Annotated in this window: 22 protein-coding genes; 4 read left to right on the top strand and 18 right to left on the bottom strand. The window is 64.6% G+C overall.

Annotated elements, in window-relative coordinates:
* Positions 1 to 36: 36 nt before the first annotated feature.
* From ACJD00_RS05995 to ACJD00_RS06030, 8 genes are all read right to left on the bottom strand, one after another.
* Positions 37 to 615 (bottom strand): hypothetical protein, encoded by a 579-nt coding sequence (locus tag ACJD00_RS05995; RefSeq protein ID WP_418908912.1) that lies wholly within the window; start codon positions 613 to 615, stop codon positions 37 to 39.
* A 301-nt stretch (positions 616 to 916) separates the two neighbouring features.
* On the bottom strand, positions 917 to 1111 hold the full coding sequence (locus ACJD00_RS06000) for a hypothetical protein (RefSeq protein ID WP_418908913.1): 195 nt from the start codon (positions 1109 to 1111) through the stop codon (positions 917 to 919).
* A 122-nt stretch (positions 1112 to 1233) separates the two neighbouring features.
* Positions 1234 to 1815, bottom strand: a complete 582-nt coding sequence (locus ACJD00_RS06005; RefSeq protein WP_418908914.1) for a recombinase family protein — start codon at positions 1813 to 1815, stop codon at positions 1234 to 1236.
* Positions 1816 to 1963: 148 nt separating this feature from the next.
* Entirely contained in the window at positions 1964 to 2341 is a 378-nt protein-coding gene (locus ACJD00_RS06010; protein WP_418908915.1) for a recombinase family protein, read from the bottom strand.
* An 80-nt stretch (positions 2342 to 2421) separates the two neighbouring features.
* Positions 2422 to 3024 (bottom strand): hypothetical protein, encoded by a 603-nt coding sequence (locus ACJD00_RS06015; protein ID WP_418908916.1) that lies wholly within the window; start codon positions 3022 to 3024, stop codon positions 2422 to 2424.
* Positions 3025 to 3101: 77 nt separating this feature from the next.
* On the bottom strand, positions 3102 to 3641 hold the full coding sequence (locus tag ACJD00_RS06020; RefSeq protein ID WP_418908917.1) for a hypothetical protein: 540 nt from the start codon (positions 3639 to 3641) through the stop codon (positions 3102 to 3104).
* A 118-nt stretch (positions 3642 to 3759) separates the two neighbouring features.
* Entirely contained in the window at positions 3760 to 4602 is an 843-nt protein-coding gene (locus ACJD00_RS06025) for a hypothetical protein (protein WP_418908918.1), read from the bottom strand.
* Positions 4599 to 4778, bottom strand: a complete 180-nt coding sequence (locus ACJD00_RS06030) for a hypothetical protein (protein WP_418908919.1) — start codon at positions 4776 to 4778, stop codon at positions 4599 to 4601. Before ACJD00_RS06030 ends, ACJD00_RS06025 begins: the two co-directional genes overlap by 4 nt.
* Before the next feature lie 168 nt (positions 4779 to 4946).
* Between ACJD00_RS06030 and ACJD00_RS06035 the strand changes: the two genes are divergently transcribed.
* Together ACJD00_RS06035 and ACJD00_RS06040 are read left to right on the top strand one after the other, a co-directional pair.
* On the top strand, positions 4947 to 5186 hold the full coding sequence (locus ACJD00_RS06035) for a hypothetical protein (protein WP_418908920.1): 240 nt from the start codon (positions 4947 to 4949) through the stop codon (positions 5184 to 5186).
* Between the two features lie 82 nt (positions 5187 to 5268).
* Positions 5269 to 6708 (top strand): type IV secretory system conjugative DNA transfer family protein, encoded by a 1440-nt coding sequence (locus tag ACJD00_RS06040; protein WP_418908921.1) that lies wholly within the window; start codon positions 5269 to 5271, stop codon positions 6706 to 6708.
* 71 nt (positions 6709 to 6779) lie between these two features.
* On the opposite strand, the gene ACJD00_RS06045 is transcribed toward ACJD00_RS06040, so the two are convergent.
* The 8 genes from ACJD00_RS06045 to ACJD00_RS06080 form a co-directional block, all read right to left on the bottom strand.
* On the bottom strand, positions 6780 to 7319 hold the full coding sequence (locus tag ACJD00_RS06045) for a hypothetical protein (protein ID WP_418908922.1): 540 nt from the start codon (positions 7317 to 7319) through the stop codon (positions 6780 to 6782).
* 22 nt (positions 7320 to 7341) lie between these two features.
* On the bottom strand, positions 7342 to 7584 hold the full coding sequence (locus ACJD00_RS06050) for a hypothetical protein (RefSeq protein WP_418908923.1): 243 nt from the start codon (positions 7582 to 7584) through the stop codon (positions 7342 to 7344).
* Positions 7581 to 9485, bottom strand: coding sequence for a relaxase/mobilization nuclease domain-containing protein (locus ACJD00_RS06055; RefSeq protein ID WP_418908924.1), 1905 nt, complete (start codon positions 9483 to 9485; stop codon positions 7581 to 7583). Before ACJD00_RS06055 ends, ACJD00_RS06050 begins: the two co-directional genes overlap by 4 nt.
* A gap of 2 nt (positions 9486 to 9487) precedes the next feature.
* Complete coding sequence (locus tag ACJD00_RS06060; RefSeq protein WP_418908925.1) at positions 9488 to 9994, bottom strand: hypothetical protein; 507 nt, start codon at positions 9992 to 9994, stop codon at positions 9488 to 9490.
* Positions 9995 to 11428: 1434 nt separating this feature from the next.
* On the bottom strand, positions 11429 to 12493 hold the full coding sequence (locus tag ACJD00_RS06065) for a hypothetical protein (protein ID WP_418908926.1): 1065 nt from the start codon (positions 12491 to 12493) through the stop codon (positions 11429 to 11431).
* A gap of 247 nt (positions 12494 to 12740) precedes the next feature.
* Positions 12741 to 13733, bottom strand: coding sequence for a hypothetical protein (locus ACJD00_RS06070; protein ID WP_418908927.1), 993 nt, complete (start codon positions 13731 to 13733; stop codon positions 12741 to 12743).
* A complete protein-coding gene (locus tag ACJD00_RS06075) occupies positions 13733 to 15517 on the bottom strand; it encodes a hypothetical protein (RefSeq protein ID WP_418908928.1) in 1785 nt (594 codons plus the stop codon). Before ACJD00_RS06075 ends, ACJD00_RS06070 begins: the two co-directional genes overlap by 1 nt.
* Before the next feature lie 102 nt (positions 15518 to 15619).
* The gene (locus ACJD00_RS06080; RefSeq protein ID WP_418908929.1) at positions 15620 to 15958 is read right to left on the bottom strand and encodes a helix-turn-helix domain-containing protein; all 339 of its coding nucleotides are present in this window, start codon (positions 15956 to 15958) and stop codon (positions 15620 to 15622) included.
* A gap of 225 nt (positions 15959 to 16183) precedes the next feature.
* Between ACJD00_RS06080 and ACJD00_RS06085 the strand changes: the two genes are divergently transcribed.
* Entirely contained in the window at positions 16184 to 16627 is a 444-nt protein-coding gene (locus ACJD00_RS06085; RefSeq protein ID WP_418908930.1) for a helix-turn-helix domain-containing protein, read from the top strand.
* Positions 16628 to 17052: 425 nt separating this feature from the next.
* On the opposite strand, the gene ACJD00_RS06090 is transcribed toward ACJD00_RS06085, so the two are convergent.
* Both ACJD00_RS06090 and ACJD00_RS06095 read right to left on the bottom strand, forming a co-directional pair.
* Positions 17053 to 17391 (bottom strand): hypothetical protein, encoded by a 339-nt coding sequence (locus ACJD00_RS06090; RefSeq protein ID WP_418908931.1) that lies wholly within the window; start codon positions 17389 to 17391, stop codon positions 17053 to 17055.
* Positions 17392 to 17779: 388 nt separating this feature from the next.
* Positions 17780 to 18304: a phosphoribosylamine--glycine ligase gene (locus ACJD00_RS06095; protein ID WP_418908932.1), complete on the bottom strand. Its 525-nt coding sequence runs from the start codon at positions 18302 to 18304 to the stop codon at positions 17780 to 17782.
* A gap of 112 nt (positions 18305 to 18416) precedes the next feature.
* Between ACJD00_RS06095 and ACJD00_RS06100 the strand changes: the two genes are divergently transcribed.
* Positions 18417 to 19148 (top strand): TIGR02391 family protein, encoded by a 732-nt coding sequence (locus ACJD00_RS06100; RefSeq protein ID WP_418908933.1) that lies wholly within the window; start codon positions 18417 to 18419, stop codon positions 19146 to 19148.
* Positions 19149 to 19201: the final 53 nt, after the last annotated feature.

The raw sequence follows: 19201 nt of genomic DNA on the forward strand, positions 1-19201 counted from the left end.
GTTAGGGACCTCCGCATCACAGCACCGCTTTCGCGCTTACTTGGGACCAGTGTTGGGCCAATACTCGCTGGCGCTGAAGTACTGCTTTTCGGAAGCGGGTCCAGTCAGAATTCGAGAGGTCTTGGTCGCTTCGGTCCTTGCTGGCGCATGTTCCGCCTCTACCAGCCGATTTCCGTACCCCGCCAGGAGTTCGGCGAAGGGACGGTTCTGCAATGGTCGCGCCGACTGGCGTGCGGATTTCCGCGGCGACCGGGCTCGTGCGCTCATGACAGCCATCTCATCGGCTTTGTGGCCGATCGCCCACAGCTTTCGAATCGCTGGGCAATCGTAGGGCTGCAACCTTCGCAGGTCGCTACTGGAGCGACGGCACAGGTTCAGGCAGGCATGCCACTCGGTGCTCCGCTCGACGCTGATCTTTGCTTTGGCGATACTGATTATCATCAGGGCGGCGAGGCGGTGCACTTCAACACGGGTGCCCGTACCTTGGCTGGATGCGCGGGCCAGTTCCTGCCCTTCAATGATCAATTCATCGGCGTCTACCGAACCGCCGTTGATGAGAGTGTGCGCGTCGTCGATGGCGACGATGAGACGATCTGCGAAATCTGAAGCATCCATGGGATTCCTCCTTAGCTGGTTTTGGGCACAAAAAAAGAGAGCCTAAGCTCTCTTAACGCAAAAACGGCACACCTCTGCCACTGGGTAGAAGCGTGCTTAAATAAAAAATGAACCCGTGCTTGTCTGGGTTCTATTCTGTAGGGACTTTATCTGACGTAACCATCATCACTTAAAAAATGTACCGTTTGCAAGAGCTGGAGAATACGAGTTTCTGTGGCATGTGATTCGTTGCATAATCTAGTCTGTGGATGCGTTGAAATCCTTGTCGAAAGGATGAGTTGGCCGATGCCTGAACTCAGCTCTATGGCCGTTCGACGGGAGCGGCTTCCTTGAGCCACTCAACCGGTGAGCTGCCCAGCCCGTCGGCCAGGGCCGCCGCGGTCTCGCGCCACGAGATGAGCTCAGCGTTCGCGAGTCCGGGGTCGCCGTGAGCCGATGCCGCCGCGGCCGCATCGGCGATATCCTTCGCGCAGGCCTCCCGAAGGGCTGCTGGCAAGTCCTGCATCCAGGGGAGCGCTGCGCTCATCTTCTCGACGTCCGTGGGTCCAATCCTATGCCAGCACCCTGGCGTGGGGAACTGGTAAGAGGCAGGGCCAAGCCCAGGGAGCCCAGCCTGCCTCATTCCTCGGAGTACGCTCCGTCCCTGTTCAGCGCGGTGTACAGGGTCTGCCGGCTGACGCCGAGCTCCCGGGCCACGACGGCCTTGGGGACGCCGCGGGCGATGAGCTCGCGTGCGGTGAAGAGCTGCCCGTCGGTGAGCTTCGGCTCGCGCTCGTACACGCCCCTGGCCTTGGCGATGGCGATGCCCTCGGCCTGGCGCTCCCGGATCGTCGCCCGCTCGAGCTGGGCGACCGCGGCGAGGATCGTGAGCATGAACTCGCCCTGCGGCGTATTCGTGCTCAGCGCAGGGTTGTCCACGAACTCGACGGCGACGCCCTTGGCCGCCAGCTGCTCGACGAGGCCGAGCAGGTCCCGGGTCGAGCGCGCCAGCCGGTCGGGCGACTTCACCCGGACGACGTCGCCGTCGCGCACGTAGGCGATCATCTCCTGGAGCCGCTCCCGGTCGCCGGCGCTCTTCCCTGAGGCCTTCTCGGCGAACAGCCGATCGACCTCTCCGATGGCTTCGAGCTGCCGTGCGTCGTTCTGGTCGGCAGCGCTGACGCGCACGTACCCGACCACCTGTCCCTTGTGTCCAACCATCTTTAGAACTCCTCTTCACTTGTGTCGAATGCGTGCAGAACCGACCTCGTTGGACGTTGCTGCGGTCTATCTGCGTTGTGTCCTTCGGGGTATACCCAATTGGACGATCGTTCATTGGGCCGGCCCCGCTGGCGCAGGTCCGTTTCGTCTACCCGGCCCGGTCGGCCTCGATCGCGGCGAAGGCCGCCATGAGCATGAGCTTGGGCAGCCACTGATCATTCAAGGAGTCCTGGTCGGCCTCGATCGAACGGATCCTCACGCCGCGTTCCAGCAGGTCTCCCACCACCGAGGCGACGTCCTTCAGCGACCGGCCGAGGCAGTCGAGGCTCACGACGACGACCTCGTCGCCCTCGACCAGCCGGGCGTCCAGCTCCGACCAGCCGGGACGGTCCTTGATCCTGCTGCCGCCAGGGGAGTGGTCGGAGCGGATGCACCGCTCGTCCACGCCGTCGTCGACCAGCGCCTGGCGCTGGAGGGCATCGTGCTGTCCGTCGTTCTCATTCGTCCTGGTGTATCCGTAGCGCATGGTGCTTCCTTTCTTCGGGAGCCGTCCCGCTTCTGCGAGGCGTGCAAGGGACGGTGGGATGTTCGGGTCTGGGATGTGCTTCAGCCGACGGCGAAGTTGGCCACGGTCTCGCCGGCGTCCGAGCACAGCGCGGTGAACTCGTCCTTGGCTGCCGCGACGTCGGTGTCCGCGGTCTCGGTGAAGCCGACGCGGATCGTCGACTCCGTCTTCTTCATGGAGCTGGTCTCGCTGTCGGCGTCTCCGATCCAGGGGTCGACGCCGTCCCAGAGGACCTGCTCGTCGCCCAGCTGGCCGCTCGCTTCGGTGACGACCTGCCCGGTGCAGAGGACTTCCTGGTAGGTGATCTTCTCGCCGTCGATGTGCCAGTAGGTCAGCCAGGGGCCGACGACCTTGGGCGGCGAGAGCAGTCCGCCGCTGCGGTTGGCGACGACGTAGACGGTGCCGGTCTCCGGTGCCAGGTCGACGATCTCGGCCTTCGGAGAAGCGCTCTCGGCGAGCTCGGTGCTCCCGGAGTCCTCGGCACCGCTGGAGGCGCTGCCGTTCCGTGGCTCCGGGGCGCTGGTCACGGGGGACGGCGGCGGGGCTTCGTCCATCGGCGCGGCCTCGACGACGACGCAGCCGGTCAGGGCGAGCGCCGCCAGGGCGAGGCCTGCAGCCGTGCCGATGGTCTTGTTCGTGGTCATGATGGGGGATTCCTTTCCGTGGAGGGGATTCAGCGCGATGGCCAGGTCGGCGACCGGGGAGCTGCACGAGTAGCCCGTCAGTTCTCTGCGGCGTCGGCCGGGGAAGCCTGGGTCCTCACCTGGACGCCGCTCTTCGACTTCAGCTTCGCGGCCAGTCCGCCGAAGAGGTTGGGGGCCACGATCAGCGAGGCGACCAGCGCGGCGGCCGCCCCGGCGATCCACACGTTGTCGAACACGCCCAGCACCACGCTCAGTCCCCAGCGGGCGACCATGAAGGCGACCGTGTAGGCCAGGGCCATGGCGGCCAGCCGCCAGATCGGGCTCTTGGCCTGGAACTCCTGGAACTCGCGCAGGAAGGTCTTGATGTTCCCCGAGGTGGCGGCGAAGTCGCCGCCCTTCTTCTCCGGCAGGACGATGAGCCCGACCTTCGCCATCAGCTGCACCATCTGGAAGAAGAAGACGGTCAGGCCCGTCGCGGCCAAGTCCAGCATCCCGGCGTTGGAGATCGCCCAGGCCGCCATGCCGACGGCCCCGCAGGCGAGCAGGGTGCCGAGGACGGTCCACGCGTGGTTGTCGGGACCCCGGTCGATCTTGATGTTGACGTTCTGTTCACTCATCGGACTGCGCTCCTTCGCTGTTCTCGATTCGTCTCGGTGCGGATCGGCTCGGAGGCCTCCCCGTCGTCTCGTCCCGGCTGGTGCTGCGCCGGCCGGGTCCTCTGCGGCCTTCGCCCATTCAACGGCTGGTACCTCCCTCGCCATCGAAGACGATGAAGTCGTCCTCGTTCTCGAAGACCGGTTCTTCCTCGGTGGGCTCAGGTGGCATCGGTGGATCCTCGCGTTCGGGCGCTGCCGCCTGGACGACGCTTCCTTCGCCAGGAGCGGGCGCGTTCTTAGGCTCGCTCCGGTGGCCGGCGAACGGCGCGAGGACGACCAGGTCCTCGTCCGCGACCTTCGCGAACGAACCGTCGGCGTTCTTCTTCGCACCGGCCTTGCCGATGCCGGACCGCGGCTTCACCGCAGCCCATCCGGACTCGCGGACCAGCATCCCGGCCAGGAGCAGCCCCAGGCCGGCCTGGACCCACAGCCAGGTTGGAACGAGGATGGGAAGGTGCACGTGCAGCGCCGGCGGCCAGGCCACGAACCACGCGCCGGGCCCGAGCCCGGACAGCTCGCGGACGGCGGCCCCGCTTCCCAGCAGGAGCAGGCCCGCGGCGAACCACGGCCACGCCCACAGCCGGCCGAGCCTCGGCGCGCTGCGCCAGAGCAGGTAGTAGACGCCGGCCGCGAGCATTGCTGCGGGCCACAGGGCGAACCAGGCGAGGGCGAACAGCAGGGGCACTGCGATGAGGCGCAGCAGCTGTTCTCCCGAGCCCTCGTCGGTCGCGAGCATGCGCCGGAACAGCGGCGGGGTGATGTCCTCGTGCCGCGACGAGTCGGCGACGCCGGTGCGGGCCAGTCGCGCGGCGCGGGCCGCCCGCCGCTGCAGCAGCTCGGAGCGCCGACGCCGCGAGGTCCCGGGCCGGGAGCGCGCCAGCAGCCAGGCGCTGCGCTCCTTCTCCCACCGCTGGGCGTTCACGGCCGCTCACCTGCGGCGCAGGGCTCCAGCTCGACGATGGACTGCGCGGGTAGGCAGGCCTCGAACTGGTCGACGGCCATGCCGCTGCCGAACGAGCCGCCGGCGACGAAGCCGAAGAGGTAGATGCCCGCGACGGCGACGAGCAGCGCGGCGAGCTTGAATCCGATCTTGCCCATGGGACGCCTGCCTTCCAGGTCAGAGGTGCCCGGACAGCACGAAACGCCGGACACCCGTAGTCGGGGTCGATCGACCAGTGTCGATCAGGCGGCTCGTCTCCGCCTCGGCGTGCTTCTATTCTAGACTGCCGCCTTGAATTAAATCAAGCCTTCCGGGATGATTGATCCATGAGGATCGAGATCGACGACGAGCACGCCGCCCGGCTGGCCAGGCTCGCCGACGGCGCGGGGATGTCAAGCGCGCGCTGGGTGCGCGGCGCGGTCCTCGCGGCCGAGGCCGATCCGCTGCTGGCGGCGAAGATCGCCGAGATGGCCCCGGCCAGCGCCCACGGCGGAACGCGCCGAGGCGCTGGCAGGCCCAGAAGACCCGAAGGCGGCGACGCCGCCGATCCCCGGCAAGGGGCGTAGGACGCCACGAGACGGCGGTAGAACGAGGCCCAGGGACCCCTGGCACACCTCGACGAACGGAGGAGATGCGGGAGGGGCAGCCATGAGAGCTCCCACCGGAAAGAATGCAGCGCAGCACCGGGGCGACACCCCGTACGCGGGCCTGGTCCTGGTCGACCAGCCCGCCGACGACGGCAGCGGGATCGAGCCCAACGCGGGGCAGAAGGCCGGGCAGATCGCCGCCACGGCTCCGCACCTGGCGGTAATCGGCAAGACGGGCTCGGGCAAGACGAGGTCCTGCCTCGGGCCCAACGTGGTGCTCTGGGGCGACCGCCCGGTCGTCGCGATGTCCTCGAAGGGCGACCTCGCCGAGCTCACGATCAGGCAGCGGGCCCGGAGCGGCCCGGTGTACCTGCTCGACCTGTCCGGGGAAGTGCGCGAGTCCGAGCTGCACGGCATCGACGTCCAGCGGGTCGTGGCCGACCCGTGCGCCCTGGTGTCGAACGACGACGAGGCCGTGAACATGTCCAGCCTGCTGCACGCGGTCGGCACCCTGGGCGCTGGCGGCACCGGCGGCTCCAGCGACGAGTCGGCGCAGTGGAAGGCGCTCGCGACCAGGCCCCTGGCGAACTTCCTGCGCGCCGGCGGCTGGCTGCCGGACCCCGAGGACCCGACGGGGGAGCCGCTCTGGGGCGGAGGCATCGCCTGGGCCCTGGCAGCGGCCGAGGACATCGGCGGCGACGAGGACCAGCCGGACCCCGACGCCCCGGTCGACTACGCGACGCCGAACTGGGACACGGCGTACCTGCGCTCGAAGGCGCTGCTGCGCTCCCGTCACGCGCAGTCGCTGCTGGCGGCGAAGCGGCGGGACCCGAGGCAGCGGGACAGCGTGGCGATCAACTGCCTGATGGCGCTGACCCCGTGGACGCTGGAGTCCGTGGCCGGCGACGGCACGGGCATCCCGTTCCATCCCTCGATGCTCGAGGAGCGCGGCGCGACGCTGTACATCGTGTCGCCCTTCGACGGCAGCGCCGCCCCGGCGGCGACGGCGGTGATCATGCAGTGCATCAACCACTGGCGCAAGCGCGTCGGGCGGCTCGACCCGCTGCTGATGGTGCTCGACGAGCTGGCGAACGGCGCGCCGCTGCCCGCGCTGCCGCAGATCGTCGGCGAGGCCCGCGGCCTGGGGATCCGCATGGTCGTGGGCCTGCAGTCCTCCAGCCAGTTCGAGCCGCGCTGGGGGAGCGCCGGGCTGAAGATCCTGCGCGACACCTTCCCGGCGGTGCTGGTGTACCCGGGGACCGGGGCCGCGGAGAAAGACTTCTTGGAAGACGCGGCCTGGGCAGCCGGGGAAGAGGAGCGCACGACCTCGTCGACCGATGCCACTAACCGCGCGTCCAGGTCCCGGGACCGCGTCGAGGCGCAGAGCGCGGCGGAGCTGCTGCCGCGGCGCAGGGGCCAGGCACGGCTGCTGGTCGGCGGCGGGCCCGGCCTGCTCGTCTCCGTCCCCGACATCGACTCGACCAGCCTGCGCGCGGGCTGACCCCGAGGCAGCGAGGAGGGCCGTGACTGCTTGGTCCCGGCCCTCCTCGCTGCCCTCCTTCCGTCGAGCCGCTACCTGCTCATGCCGTGGCTGCGCTCCTTCTCGATCTCCTTCGCGGCCCGGTTCGCAGCGCTGGTCTCCGCGCGGGCGGCCCGCAGCTCGTCCTGGACCCGTTCGCGCCCGCGGCCCGCGCCGTCCGGCTCGTGCTCGTCGGCCTGGTGCTGCTCGCGGTCCTGCTCGCGCTGCTCCAGCCGCGACTGCTCGGCCTGTTCCTGGTCGGTGCGCTCCTGCTCCTGCTCCTGCTGCTGGCGCTGCGCTTCTTCCTGCGCGGCCCGGTCCTGTTCGCGGGCCTCGGCCTCGGCTTCCCTGCGCTGCTGCTCCTGCGCTTCCTGGCGGCGCTCCTGCTCCAGGGCGGCCTGGCGGCGGGACTCCGCCCAGACCTCCTGGCCGCGCCGCTGGCGCTGGGCCTCATGCTGCCTGGCCTGCTGGAACTCCTCGGAGCCCAGCGCCTGCTCGCCGAACCGGCGCTGCACGGCCCGCTGGCCCTGCGTCGCGAGCAGGCGCTGCATGCGCGCCGCCTGCCGCTGGTCGATGTTCTGGTTCTGTGCCATCGTTCTTCCTTTCCCTGTGGTTCTACTGCGCCGTGCTCCGGCGCAGCTGCCGTGCCTCCTGGCGGTACCCTCGGGCCCGTGCCCTGGTCTCCTCGACGGCGTCGAGGTCCTGGTAGTGCGACCGGCTCGGACGTCCTCCGGCCATCCAGCTGCCGTGCGAGAACGCCTCGGCCTCGTCGGCCTGCCGTTCCAGCGCCCGGGCCATGGCATCCAGCCGGTCCGCGCGGTCCTTGCTGCTGATGATCATTGCTTCACCTCCCTTCACATCCCGTGTCCGTGGTCCTGGTCCGCCTGCCTGCTGCGGTCGTTGGCTTCCCGGCTCTCGGAGCGGGCCGCGTCGAGCCGGCGCTGCAGCGGGGTCCTCTCGGCCTGCGCCCCGGGCGTGTCCTTCTCCAGGGTCCCGGAGCCGAGGTCCTGCTCCAGCCGGCGGTGGCGGTCCCGGTGGTAGGCGCGTTCGTGCCGCAGCTCGTCGCGGACGTCGCGCTGCCCGACGGGGCGGCCGTAGGGGTGCTGCTTCTCGTCCTGGCGGATCGCCTTCTCCAGCCGCTGGTCCTCCCTGTAGGACTGGTCCTTGAGCTCGGTCTTGTCCACGTACAGCTCGAGCTGCTCGCGCAGGCCCGGTTCGAGCCGGGAGGAGATCTTCTCGAGCGTCGAGCGTCCTAGCCCGCCGCAGGAGCGGATCCGTGCCACGAAGGCGGGGTCGGGCTGGTACCCGGCATCGCGGTAGTCCTCTTCGAGCGCCGCCAGTCCGTCCAAGCGCCGCTGCATGCTCTCCGAAAGTCTGCTGCGCCCGATCTCGCGCAGCCGCGACCGGAACGCTGGCGGCGCGGCTGCTTCGGACTCATCCTGGATCGAAGGTTCCTGCGGCGGGTTCTCGGGCGATCCAGCGATTGCCGTCCGGCTCCCGTCCCAGGCGTCGTCGTGCCCTGCCCGTTCCTGCCTTGCCAGCTCCTGCTCGTGCCGCAGCCGTTCGAACTCGGCCTCGTACTCTCTGCTGCTCAGCCAGTCCTGCAGGTCCTGGACCGGGTCCTTCGTCTCCTGCTGTGCCAGCGTGGCGCGCTGGAGCTCGGCGTTGCGCTCCATGGCTGCTTCCACGTCGGCAACGCGGAACCCGTCGCCGAGGCGCTGGCCGCGGCGGGTGTGGGCGCGGGAGGGCTCCGCGAGGGTGCCGTCGGGCTGCCTCAGCATCATGCCGTAGCCGATGTCCTGCCCGCGACGGGCCACCGTCACGCCGTGCTCGCGGCCGATCGCCGTCGCGTCGTCCCAGGACTGCAGGCGCGGGTCGGCGAGCGTGCGGCGGATCCGCGCTTCGAGCTCGATCTCCGAGAACCGCTCCTTCGGGGGAGCGGTGCCGATCCCGGCGGCGACCTCCCGGTCGCGCTCGTTGAGCCGGTACCGGTCGAACTCGCGCAGGCGGCGCTCCTGCCGCGCCTGCGAAGCCGGAGCGCCGTTCTGGCGCTGCAGGCGCACGGACCCTTCGGCTGCCGCGAGCCTGCGCCGCAGCATGCTCGGCGAGAGCTCCTTGCTGGCGGGGTCGGCGAGCACGGCGGAGCGGGCCTTGTCCATGGCCTGCTGCGCTGCGGCGGAACTGGCCTTCATGTCGGCGCGCTGCTCGAAGCCCTGCTCGGCGAGCACGCGGTCGTGGGCCAGCGCGAGGCGGGCATGGGTGACGAGGTTGCTGTCGATGCTCTTGCCGGTCTGCGGGTGGACCGCGCCGACGATGAGGTGGTTGTGCACGCATCCGGAGCGCCCGGAGACCTCGGTGGCGACGAGCACGGGATGGCCGGGGAAGCGGTCCTCGGCCAGCGCCCGGCCCAGGCGCTGGGCGGTGTCCCAGGAGGTGGGGTCGTCCGGGTCCAACTCGTCGTGGCCGAAGCTCTCGACCAGGGAGTAGGCCTCGACGTATTTCGACTCGTAGACGGTCTGTCCCTTGGCGTCCTTCAATGGCACCGGCCGGCCCGTGGCGTCGCGCACCGCCTTCCCGTCCTCGTCGACGGCGCAGCGCGGCTGCATCCCGTCCTTGCCATGCAGCGCACGGACCTCGGCGAGCCGCTGCTCGAACATCGGCACGGCGGCGTTGAGCGCGGAGATGGCGACTGCGCCCTTCTTGGCGTAGCTCTGCGCGCGCCCGCTGGTCCGCGTCGACTGGGAGGAGACGATGGCCATGGTCAGCCCCGACCGTCGCCGGCTTCCGCGTCCGCTCCAGCCGGGTGTCCATCGACGAACGCCACGAGCGCCGCCTCCATGCGGACGACCGCGTCCTTGGACTCCTGGACTGCGCGGAAGGCGTCGCGGAGCTCGGCGGGGGAGACGCCCTGCTCGAAGTTGAGCTTGCGGGAGATGTTGTAGAGCGAGCCCTGAGAATGGGAGAGCCTGTTCCGGCACTCGCTCAGACCGTCCCAGAGCTCCATCGGGACCTCGACGGTGCGCGACGGGGTCCACGTCTCGGGCTGGCCGGCCATGGCCCGGGCGGCCTTCTCGTTGCCGACCAGGAGCAGGCGCACCGCGTCGGAGAACTTCACGTCGTCCGCGTCGACGCCGCGGGCCTTGGCGAGGGAGGAGCGCATCGAGGCAACGGCGGCCTCCTCGGCGGGACCGAGGCGCAGGGCGCGACGGATGCCGTAGTTGACCGGCTTCGGCCGACGATGCTTGCGGGGAACGGGGAGAGCGGACATGGGCGGAATCCTTCGATGGATCCCATGCGTCCGGCGTCCGGGAGAACTGAGGTCGCCGCCACCCAGAACGCGTTAGGTGTGGACGGTGGCGATGATGCGACCTGCTGTCATCCCAGTCTAGGACCGACCCGTACACCCTGGCAACAACGGCGAGGACCAGTTTGAAAAGTCAGACAGATGGCCTCGCAAGCTCGGCCATCTGCTGTCTTTTCCTGGTCCATCGCGCTGCGCGCTCTCCGAGGAATCCGGCTCCGCTCGGCCCCACCCAGCTCGTTGCTCCGCGCCTCGCTGGGTCCCTGTGGGCCGGCTCCGCCAAGCTGCTGTGCGCTGCGCGCCTGGCGGCGACGAGAGTGCAGAACAGCGAGCATTTGAGCAAGTGCTGGCAATCGCGGAACGATTCCGGTGCCAGAGTTGGACTTGTCGAGGTCTGCAGCTGGTCCCGGAACAGCCCGCATGGAGACCGGAGGAAAACCAGAATCAGGCCATGCAACGGACACTAATCGTGCGTCGCCCCGGTATGGTCCGTTGACGGTCTCGCCGAGGTCTCTAAAAGGGCCGCAGGCGGGCTTTCGATGGTCTCGTTCGGGGCGCGGTGGGACCCGAATGAGGCCAGGCCTCTCTCGGGTCTTGTCGCGGTCTGATGATGGGCGGCTGCCGGTCGCATCCTGGTCGCATCGGGACCTGAAGCAGACCCGCAAAAGACCCGGACGAAGCGCGGTTCATGCCACGTGCGACGAGTGGCCTTTTCCGGGACGGAGATGGGCCAGAGCTGGCCACTACGAGACCAGCGAGAGACCATCATGAGACCAGGCAGTTCCGTCAGATGATTTTGCCCGAAGACTTTCGCAACCCATTTCCCAGTCGCGCCAGACGACCAACGTTCGCACGGGCCACTGTGCTCCGCAAAGCTTGGCCCGAGTTTCTGCCAGGCACCGGCGAACAGCGTAGGCCAGCCTTTCAACGGGGACTGATGTCATCGGTAAGCTCCCCGGCCTTGGCCAGCACCGAGTCTTGGCTAGACGTAGAATTGGTCGTATTTCTCGTCATGAATAACGCGGCCGGCGGTCTCATCGGTGATCCAGGATACGCCGTTGAGCGTTCAATCATAATGAAGCGGAGGTTCCAGCCCCCCGCCAGACCTGCCGAGCCTTTTACCTCTATACCGTCCGGGCTTGATGGGCCGTGAGCGGTCAATGTGACTACTTACTCATGCTAGAGCGCTTCATCGATCTATTAATTTATTGGCCGCGTGCGTGGCCTTGGTGCCGCGGATCTGGCCCGGGAATAAAGCACCAGAGACTTTTATTCGGAGTCAGCGTCCAGGCTAGGTGGGACCCAGCGTGTCGCTCAGAGCAGTGCGACCAATAGTGTGGGACGCGCCAGAACGAGCCCGATGAAGCGACTGCCGTGTACTGGACCGAGAGTACTTGAACGCTAAAGATGTCGAGGGGGAACAAGTGCATTCAGGCGTCGGGCCCGCCTTACACCGTAGGCCACATAGTCTGGTAGGGCGTCCGGGATCTCGAGGGTGCATCCTCTACGCCAGCTGTCGGAATCGAGGCCGGGAGAACACCAATCCTCACCGGCGATGGCCTGGGTAACGACTATCGTCCAGGTGGCAAGTTCGTCTTTGCTGTGGATAACATGTCCTTGAAGCGCATCGGGGTACTCAGCACTGACATCGGATACATTTGCGGCCAGATTTCCTTCGTAATAGAGGAAACCCAACGAAATGTCGTGATTGATTTGTGTGGTCGTCTCGTAGAACGGCGTAAACGATAGGCGTCCCACGAACGTATAACCATAGAAGTATTGCTCGCCGTTGATCGTTACTTGACCGCAGATGACTCGAGCGTCACCGCCTGGCCGACGGTTATCCATCCAAGCCCGCGCTTGAGCAATGTTCGCCCGAGGTTCCTCCGGGTGTAAGGGATCAGAGATCCCCGGTTGGTTCATAAGAGGAAAACCAGTCCACTCGTCGTGTTGGTCGCGATGAACGATGGTTGGGGCAATCTCAGCGTAGAAGCGCAATACGGCCATCATGGTACTCATCAGCTCTTTGCCTTCGAGATTGGACTCATAAGCAGGCTTGAGTGCTTGCGTGCCAGAACGCAACTTTCCATGAATTTCGTCGGGAATAGCTTCCCACTCGGCATAGGCTCGTAATCCAAATATTCCGCCGATCAGCGAAACAGTGTCGCTCGGCTTGACCACATGAAGCACATGCTGCGAGACGTTTCGCACGTACTTCATGGCATCAATAATGTCTACGCCTGCATGACGCGGAGTTTCATAGAGGGCCTTATATGACGCAGCATCGACGATAGCATTTGAAAACCAGTCGTTGAGAACCTGGCAATTGGCGATGAACGCACGAACCGTCGAACCGAGCTCAGAACCAGAGGCTGTCTGCGCGTAATACCTAGCAGCGCCTGTTTGCAAGTCACGCATGACGGTACGTAGCGGGTCTAGCTCGTTCTGCTCAATCTTTACAATCATGTGTAGATCACAGCGTCTTTCGTGAGATCAGAAGTAAATTGGCGTCCAGAGAATGTATATGAGTTTACAGTTTTTCAACAATTAAACCGAGTTGAAATCTATTCGGCCAGGCGAATTCGATCCATTGGTGCCATTTGAGTAAGGTCGCGGTTCAACAGAGCTTTTAGGTCCGACGGGTTCATCGTTTGACAAGCAGGGAACTGTCCGTAGGCAACATCAAAAATAGTCAGCCGTAAGATTCGGGTTTTCAGGGGTTCGCAGCGACCATCGCAGCGGCCCTGTCGAGCAGGAACGGTCGGCCGTTGCGACGCTCCGTGTGCTTGGACCGGCTCGGGAGCGCAACCAGAGCTGCCTTGTAGAGCAGCCAGGCCTGTTCTCCAGCGGAGTACCTAGTGAAGTTCCGGAATCCGACGACGACCAAGTGACGGCGCATCTCCTTGTATAGCGTTCCGAGGATCGAGAACTCCCAACGCGAATGGTCACCGCCAAAGTCGTCGAGGCGCTTCAGACGCTGACGAGATCCGTCCAGCGTCCTTTGAATGATCAGCTCGCCGCCCTTGATGCTGGGAGCCTCGTCATCGGTGCCGATAGCCGTCGCGCAGGCGTTCGGTGACGGCTTCGCCTTCGAAGCCAGGGAGGCGTAGAGCTCCTCGATCGAGGCGAATGGAGCTGTCACGAGGTCCTGGGCGCGGGCCTGAGACCATATGCCCGCGCTGACTGGCCTGCGCGTGAACGTCACCCAGTGGTCGAGCAGGATCTCGTACCATCCGTGCTCCTCACGCAGCACGCGCTTCGATGATGCGATGCCGTGGTGATGGAAGTTGTCCGGTATCGCGGCCACGAGGTGATAGCCCCGACCGGACATCGAGGTCTCGGAGTACAGGAACCCGGGCAGTGCGAGCAGATTGGCGGCGATCTCAGCCGGGCAGGACGGTTCGACGTCGATGACCATCAGGCCATCTACCGCCGCCTGCAGGTAGAAAGCCGCATTGGCAGCGTTCGGAAGCGAATCCGCCAGATCCTCCAGTGTGACGAGGCACTGGTCGCTGATCGACCAGGCCCCGCGCACCCGACCAGTATCGAGCAGGGCGCGCATGTCGATGGGCGCCTTGCCCTTCGCAGTGATGTCGTTGCCCAGGCGTCCGGAGACCGTCCAGCGATGCGCCCCGGCAAGGGCCTTGATCGCCGAGTTGCCATAGAACTCGGGGAAGAGAGACGTGGGTGAGACGTAGAAGCTCATTACTGTCCGACCTCCTGGGCATCAACGCGGTCGGCGACGATCCGGTCGAATGAGGCGAGCGTCAGGCCCAGCCGGCCCAGTTCGTCGAAGAGGCGCTGGTCGATGGACTGCGAGGCACGGGCCATCGACTGGAGACTTGCTTCTCCGTGGAACTTGGGACTCTCCCTCAGCACCAGCGCTCGTTCGCCAGCGTCCCCGGGATGCATGCCGTCGGCGATGAGGCGTTCGGTCCACCGCGCGACGTCGAGCTCGTGCAGCTCGCGAGCTGCCTGCACGACGGCGATGTCAGCGGCAGTGATGAGATCCGCGCCAGGAGGCACCAGGACCCAGGTCTTCGGGCGCTTGCTCTTCGGGTCGGGCACGACCTGCTCGACGGTCCAGCCGGCCTTGCGGAGGTCTGGGGCGACCTTCTTGAGCTTCCCGCTGACGCCACGCTGCTCGGGCCAGAACTTGTCATCGAGGGGTCGGGGCAGCAGTGCGTGCAGGTCCTTGCCGGTTCCTTCCCAGCGATCGGTGATCTGTGCAGAGATCGCAGAGAGGAACTTGTCGGTGGCGACGATCTCCTCGGAGACCAATTCCTGCGACCGGACGTAGTGCTCCAGCCCATTCGTGCCGGTGGCGAGATCGACTGCCGCCAGGATCTCGGCGAAGTCCGCCATGCGCGGCTTCTCGTCGAGGTCCACTTCCGGAAGCTTCTCGAGGGTCATCGCGACGAGGTCGAACAGTCCGCCGACCATCGAAGGATAGGCCTCGTCCCACATGGCATTGAGTTCGCGTTCTGAGCGGCGCGAGCTCCTGGAGATCACGCAGAGGTCGGCCCAGACGCACCGCTCAGCGAAGTCCCCGGCGAGGGCTCCGACATCGATGCCGGTGAAGCCGACCACGCCCTGGAATGCGATGATGCGCTGTTCGTCGTCGGTGTACAGCGCCCTGTCGACGTCCGAGCCGCCGGTGACGGCCTGGCAGAGGATGTCCGACATCCACTTGGGGATTGACGACAGGTTGTCGAAGCCGGAGGACCTCGATCCGTGCAGCGAGTGAAGGAGCTTGCTGGCGTCCTTGGGCGGCATCCGAACTTCGGCCTTGGTCGGGTCGAAGAGCTGGAAAATCCTACGCATGGCGCTCGACTTGGCAGTGCCCTGTTCTCCGAGCAGTGCCAGGACAGGGCAGGGGAGACCGACGAGCATTACGGCTCCGACGAGCCAGCCGCGGATCACCTGCCGGTCGTGCTCGCGAGGCGAGTTGACGAAGTTCCAGAGCAGATCGAGGTTGCCCCCAGACATCGGGGTCGGCAGCGCGAGGGTCAGGGCCGAGCGGCGGAAAAGAACTGGGACATCGGCGTCGCCGTCGAGGATTTCCCAGCCGGCGGCGGTGATCCGGACGACGCGTTCGGTCTGGTCTCCGAGGTCGACATAGACTTCGCCGTCGTGCGGCCGTGCCACCCTCACCGCGAGCTCGACCGGCTCCGTCTCCGTGGCCTCGAACTCGAGGACATCCAGCGCCTCGGCCAGGGCGTTCTGCGACGCGGTCTTGCCGCTCATGCGGTAGAAGAGGCCGCCCAGCTCCTTCCGGAGCGATCGCTTGCCGCCCTTGAGCGGGCGCGTCACGTGGCCTCCCTTGCGTACGGCGAAGGGCTTGTCGTCGGTGTCCACGCCGAGGTCGTAGCACTCTAGCGCCAGCGCGACGAGCTGCTGCGCCGCCGACTTCTTCCCGGGTGCGCGGCTTGCCTCCGAGAAGTCCTGGTTGTCCTGCGCAGCGTTGCTGCGCGCAACGGGTTCTGACATAATGGTGTTGTCCTTTCGGATCGTCCACGAGCGGCCACTCGTGATCTGATTGGGTGATGCATTTGAAGAGCCCTCGCTTCGGCGGGGGCTTTCTTCGTGGAATCAGGAAACGGCGACAAGCCTACTCAGTTCAGCCTTGAAGTCTTCGGGCAGGCGAGGCCAGAGTTCGATGATGCGCTCGGCGAGCCAACGCGGGTCGACGGGAGAATGGCCGCTGATTTCGGCAGCTACGACCGGATGGACGACTCTTTTGAGATCTGACTCGTAGACACGGAATTCTGATCGCATGCCGATGCCGACCCGGTGCGCCGGCAACAGGCCGGAGTGGATGTATTCTCGAACGGTCTGGGGGTGGCGCTTCAGCCGTCGCGCGACCTCGGGAACAGTCAGTTCGTCGTCTTTGCGGTGATCGATAGAGCTGGTGGCAGGAGTCGCAGCCATCGCGTTCGTCCTCTCGGAGAGATCGTATTCTCGATCCGAGTCCGCGCCTGCCTCAGCCGCGACGGCCACTACGACCGAACGCTCTTGTGCGGCCGCATCCTTCAGAGGACGCTAAGCGATTGGCCGCACGCGGAGGGCTGCACTTCCGAGTGCCGCCTTACTTCCATCCTAAACCAACTGTGTTGGTCCATCAACTACTGAGTCCATGTAATGTTAGATCAACACATGCGGTCAAGTAGACGAGGAGCAGGTGTGCCAAAGTACAGTGAAGTGTTCGCTGGACGCCTCAAAGAAGAGCGTCAGAATGCGGGCATGAGCCAGGCGGAGTTGGCGGAGCGAACGTCGGCGATACTGAACGTCAATCTCGATGCCAGTGCGATTTCGAGGATCGAGAACCCCAACTCGGGACGCATGATCAAGCTCGATGAAGCCGCGGCCGCTGCCGAGGTGCTCGGGATTGCGCTCAGCGCCCTCGTGAGCAACGGCGGGAGGATCGAAGCCAGGATCGCCGAACTGCACCATAAGCTCTCGAAACAGAGCGAGCGCGCGAGCGGTGCCGAGTGGGAATTCCACCAGGCACAGGCCGCGATGGTCGCCATCGAGCATGAGATCGCTCAACTGGAGGAAGGGCGAGGCGACCGGACGCCCGGCCAGTACCGACAGAATTAACTTGAGCAGTCGTCTCGTCGTGGTGCACCGTCCGTCCGTCCAAGTGCGGCTCGGGCGGCCTGCACAAGCGCCGGCTTCGGCATAGATGCCGCGGAACTGCGGAAGTTTTCCACCTGCTTCTCTTTGCATGCAATGCCCCTATCTTCTTTTCGACCAACAAGGAGAGAAATAGGGGGATTCCGTCCGCATTTCCGCGCAGCTGCGCCGCTTTCGTGAGCGTCACCTGCGCAAATGGGTGCCGGAAGTCGGTGCGGAACGCAAATCGGAACCCGTAGCGCAGCGAGTTCCGCCGTGGGTTCCGCCGAATCATTCGACGCTTTCCTGCATCATCCAGTCACGGCACGAACGGGTGTGAAGCCTCGGGCAGAAGATGCCCTTGCCCGTTCTGAGGCGAAGCGCTGGACCCCGCTAGCCGGTATGAGGATCTAGCGGCGATCCTTGAACCAGTTCAGGATTCCTCGCGCGTCCTTAACCTCGGTACTGGACTCGCCGCTTTGGCCGTCATCATCCTTGTAGGAATTGTTAATTCGTATTCCGACCTCGTCGGTGAAAGTATCCGTGGTGGTCTCCACCCGGGTGTATTTCCCGTCTGAGCTCCAGCCAGTATAACTGCTCGTCCGAGTTTCCGACTTGCCCCGATACTCGTCGTAGCCGTCGACGAAGTCATTCAAGAATCGTGCCTCGTCGTCCGTCAATCGTGCGTTCGAAACGTCAATGTGCTCGCTGATGTGCTCGCGCATTTTCTTTTTCTCGTTGCGATCCATGATCTCTCCAAAAGTGATGTTTCAGCGACCTTCGAGTACCGGTCATTTCGAATTAGTGACCCTCTACAAGCTGTGCAGAGTTGAAGTGAGGAACGTGTTTGTGGTTAGCAGTGGCCTGTAATCATGCATACAACCTTACTCATGAACTAAGTGAGCAGGACTATTCAAAGTTCGGTCTAAATAAATTGCTTCGAGATCGACGATGCGGCGCGACGGCTTGCCACGGCATCAACTAGGACTTGAACGCGACGTTCTATCGAAGCTCCTTGTCGCGCCGTTCCTCGGGCGATGATCTACGGCAGTCGATCCGGTAAGTCAGTCATCCCACAGGGTTGCGAATGGACCTTGTCCCAAGTGCGCCCTGAGCCTTGCTGAACCTTCACGATAGTTAAGCTCGAAGCGTTCGACGGGTTTTGATCGACTTCCCTGTGCCCAATTGGGCCGACATGTAGACCCCGGATACTTTCTCTCGGAGAACTTCACGTGAAGAAGCTATCAGTCTTGTGGCGTGGAGATAGTCGACATACCAGCTGGAATTTGCGCCGGGTTCAAGTTTATATGGCAGATCGGGACCAATTAATTCACCCAAAGGTACAAGTGACATGGTGCCGCCTCGAGGAAATAACGTGATTTTCTCGATAATGACAGGTGCGCGTCCATGGTTAGTAATCTGGATTCCAATGGCTTCAACTCCGGAAATGCCCTGTTGGAGCAGTCCGTCCAAACTGCGCTTCTTCTCATCGCTCCCAACCGGACCCGTGTATGCCGCAGCGCTAGACACCAGCCCATGCAGAAGCGTTGCCTTGGGCCGGCCTGCTGACAGCAGGTATTGCGCGATCTGCCATCCTATTGAAAGTGCGGCTATGACCAAGGACAGCAATGAGATGATGAGCGCAATCGACTCTGTATTCATAATCAAAATGCTAGCCAATGAGACCAGCGAAATAAGCCAATAATTTGAGCGAGGTGCAAAGTTCTGGATTGAAACTTCAAGATTTTTCTAACAGCCGGTATTAATTAGACTTATGACGAGATTAGACACCCAGTGGGCAGTTGCCGAAATTGATGCGTTCCTGAAAGTCACTGCACAAGTGACCCCGAATATGGGGCCAGGAGTTGCTTACTTCGGTACGGTGATGGTTGGCCCCAAAACTGAGGCAGCACAGCGGGCACACGTCATAGAACAGATTCTCGATCGCGTACTGCCGGGGTGGGCTAACGACCGCCCTGCGAAGGACAAGGATTACACATGGCTTCGTGACCAAGCATCCAGAGCCAGAGCCGCCCTCATGCGGCAGGACGAATTGGCTGAAAAGTTGGGCGACAATGCCCCAGACATGGATGCCGCTAACCTCCACCCCTGGGCATGGGAGAATGGCCGATCGTATTGGAACACGGGACACTATCACCAAGCCGTGATGCAAGCCGCCATCCGGATCAACGCCGAGACTCAGGCGAAGCTTGGGAGAATGGACATCTCCGAGACTGCGCTTTTCAATGAGGCCTTTTCGCTGGCCGAGCCCAAGGACGACGCCCCTAGGCTCCGAGTAGCAGAAGACGACGGCGGTATGACGTACCAGAATCTCCACCGAGGTGCTCGGGCATTCGCGGAAGGCCTCTATTCGGCCATACGCAATCCTGGTATGCACCAGCCCTCGACTGACTCTGGGGGACAAGAACAACTGGCCCTGGAGCAATTGGCTGCATTCAGCCTTCTGGCTCGCTGGGTCGATCAAGCGAAAGTTGTGCGTCCTTGATGGATGCACCGTCGCTGGACGTAGCGCTCAACCCAGATAGTTGGGTATGGAGA

The sequence above is a fragment of the Glutamicibacter endophyticus genome (assembly GCF_048457885.1).
GTDB lineage: Bacteria > Actinomycetota > Actinomycetes > Actinomycetales > Micrococcaceae > Glutamicibacter > Glutamicibacter endophyticus.

What these genes read in the sequence shown, in the direction of transcription:
- ACJD00_RS05995 (WP_418908912.1), bottom strand. Translation starts at nt 615, where the DNA reads ATGGATGCTTCAGATTTCGCAGATCGTCTCATCGTCGCCATCGACGAC.
- ACJD00_RS06005 (WP_418908914.1), bottom strand. Translation starts at nt 1,815, where the DNA reads ATGGTTGGACACAAGGGACAGGTGGTCGGGTACGTGCGCGTCAGCGCT.
- ACJD00_RS06010 (WP_418908915.1), bottom strand. Translation starts at nt 2,341, where the DNA reads ATGCGCTACGGATACACCAGGACGAATGAGAACGACGGACAGCACGAT.
- ACJD00_RS06015 (WP_418908916.1), bottom strand. Translation starts at nt 3,024, where the DNA reads ATGACCACGAACAAGACCATCGGCACGGCTGCAGGCCTCGCCCTGGCG.
- ACJD00_RS06020 (WP_418908917.1), bottom strand. Translation starts at nt 3,641, where the DNA reads ATGAGTGAACAGAACGTCAACATCAAGATCGACCGGGGTCCCGACAAC.
- ACJD00_RS06030 (WP_418908919.1), bottom strand. Translation starts at nt 4,778, where the DNA reads ATGGGCAAGATCGGATTCAAGCTCGCCGCGCTGCTCGTCGCCGTCGCG.
- ACJD00_RS06035 (WP_418908920.1), top strand. Translation starts at nt 4,947, where the DNA reads ATGAGGATCGAGATCGACGACGAGCACGCCGCCCGGCTGGCCAGGCTC.
- ACJD00_RS06040 (WP_418908921.1), top strand. Translation starts at nt 5,269, where the DNA reads ATGAGAGCTCCCACCGGAAAGAATGCAGCGCAGCACCGGGGCGACACC.
- ACJD00_RS06045 (WP_418908922.1), bottom strand. Translation starts at nt 7,319, where the DNA reads ATGGCACAGAACCAGAACATCGACCAGCGGCAGGCGGCGCGCATGCAG.
- ACJD00_RS06055 (WP_418908924.1), bottom strand. Translation starts at nt 9,485, where the DNA reads ATGGCCATCGTCTCCTCCCAGTCGACGCGGACCAGCGGGCGCGCGCAG.
- ACJD00_RS06060 (WP_418908925.1), bottom strand. Translation starts at nt 9,994, where the DNA reads ATGTCCGCTCTCCCCGTTCCCCGCAAGCATCGTCGGCCGAAGCCGGTC.
- ACJD00_RS06065 (WP_418908926.1), bottom strand. Translation starts at nt 12,493, where the DNA reads ATGATTGTAAAGATTGAGCAGAACGAGCTAGACCCGCTACGTACCGTC.
- ACJD00_RS06070 (WP_418908927.1), bottom strand. Translation starts at nt 13,733, where the DNA reads ATGAGCTTCTACGTCTCACCCACGTCTCTCTTCCCCGAGTTCTATGGC.
- ACJD00_RS06075 (WP_418908928.1), bottom strand. Translation starts at nt 15,517, where the DNA reads ATGTCAGAACCCGTTGCGCGCAGCAACGCTGCGCAGGACAACCAGGAC.
- ACJD00_RS06080 (WP_418908929.1), bottom strand. Translation starts at nt 15,958, where the DNA reads ATGGCTGCGACTCCTGCCACCAGCTCTATCGATCACCGCAAAGACGAC.
- ACJD00_RS06085 (WP_418908930.1), top strand. Translation starts at nt 16,184, where the DNA reads ATGCGGTCAAGTAGACGAGGAGCAGGTGTGCCAAAGTACAGTGAAGTG.
- ACJD00_RS06090 (WP_418908931.1), bottom strand. Translation starts at nt 17,391, where the DNA reads ATGGATCGCAACGAGAAAAAGAAAATGCGCGAGCACATCAGCGAGCAC.
- ACJD00_RS06095 (WP_418908932.1), bottom strand. Translation starts at nt 18,304, where the DNA reads ATGAATACAGAGTCGATTGCGCTCATCATCTCATTGCTGTCCTTGGTC.
- ACJD00_RS06100 (WP_418908933.1), top strand. Translation starts at nt 18,417, where the DNA reads ATGACGAGATTAGACACCCAGTGGGCAGTTGCCGAAATTGATGCGTTC.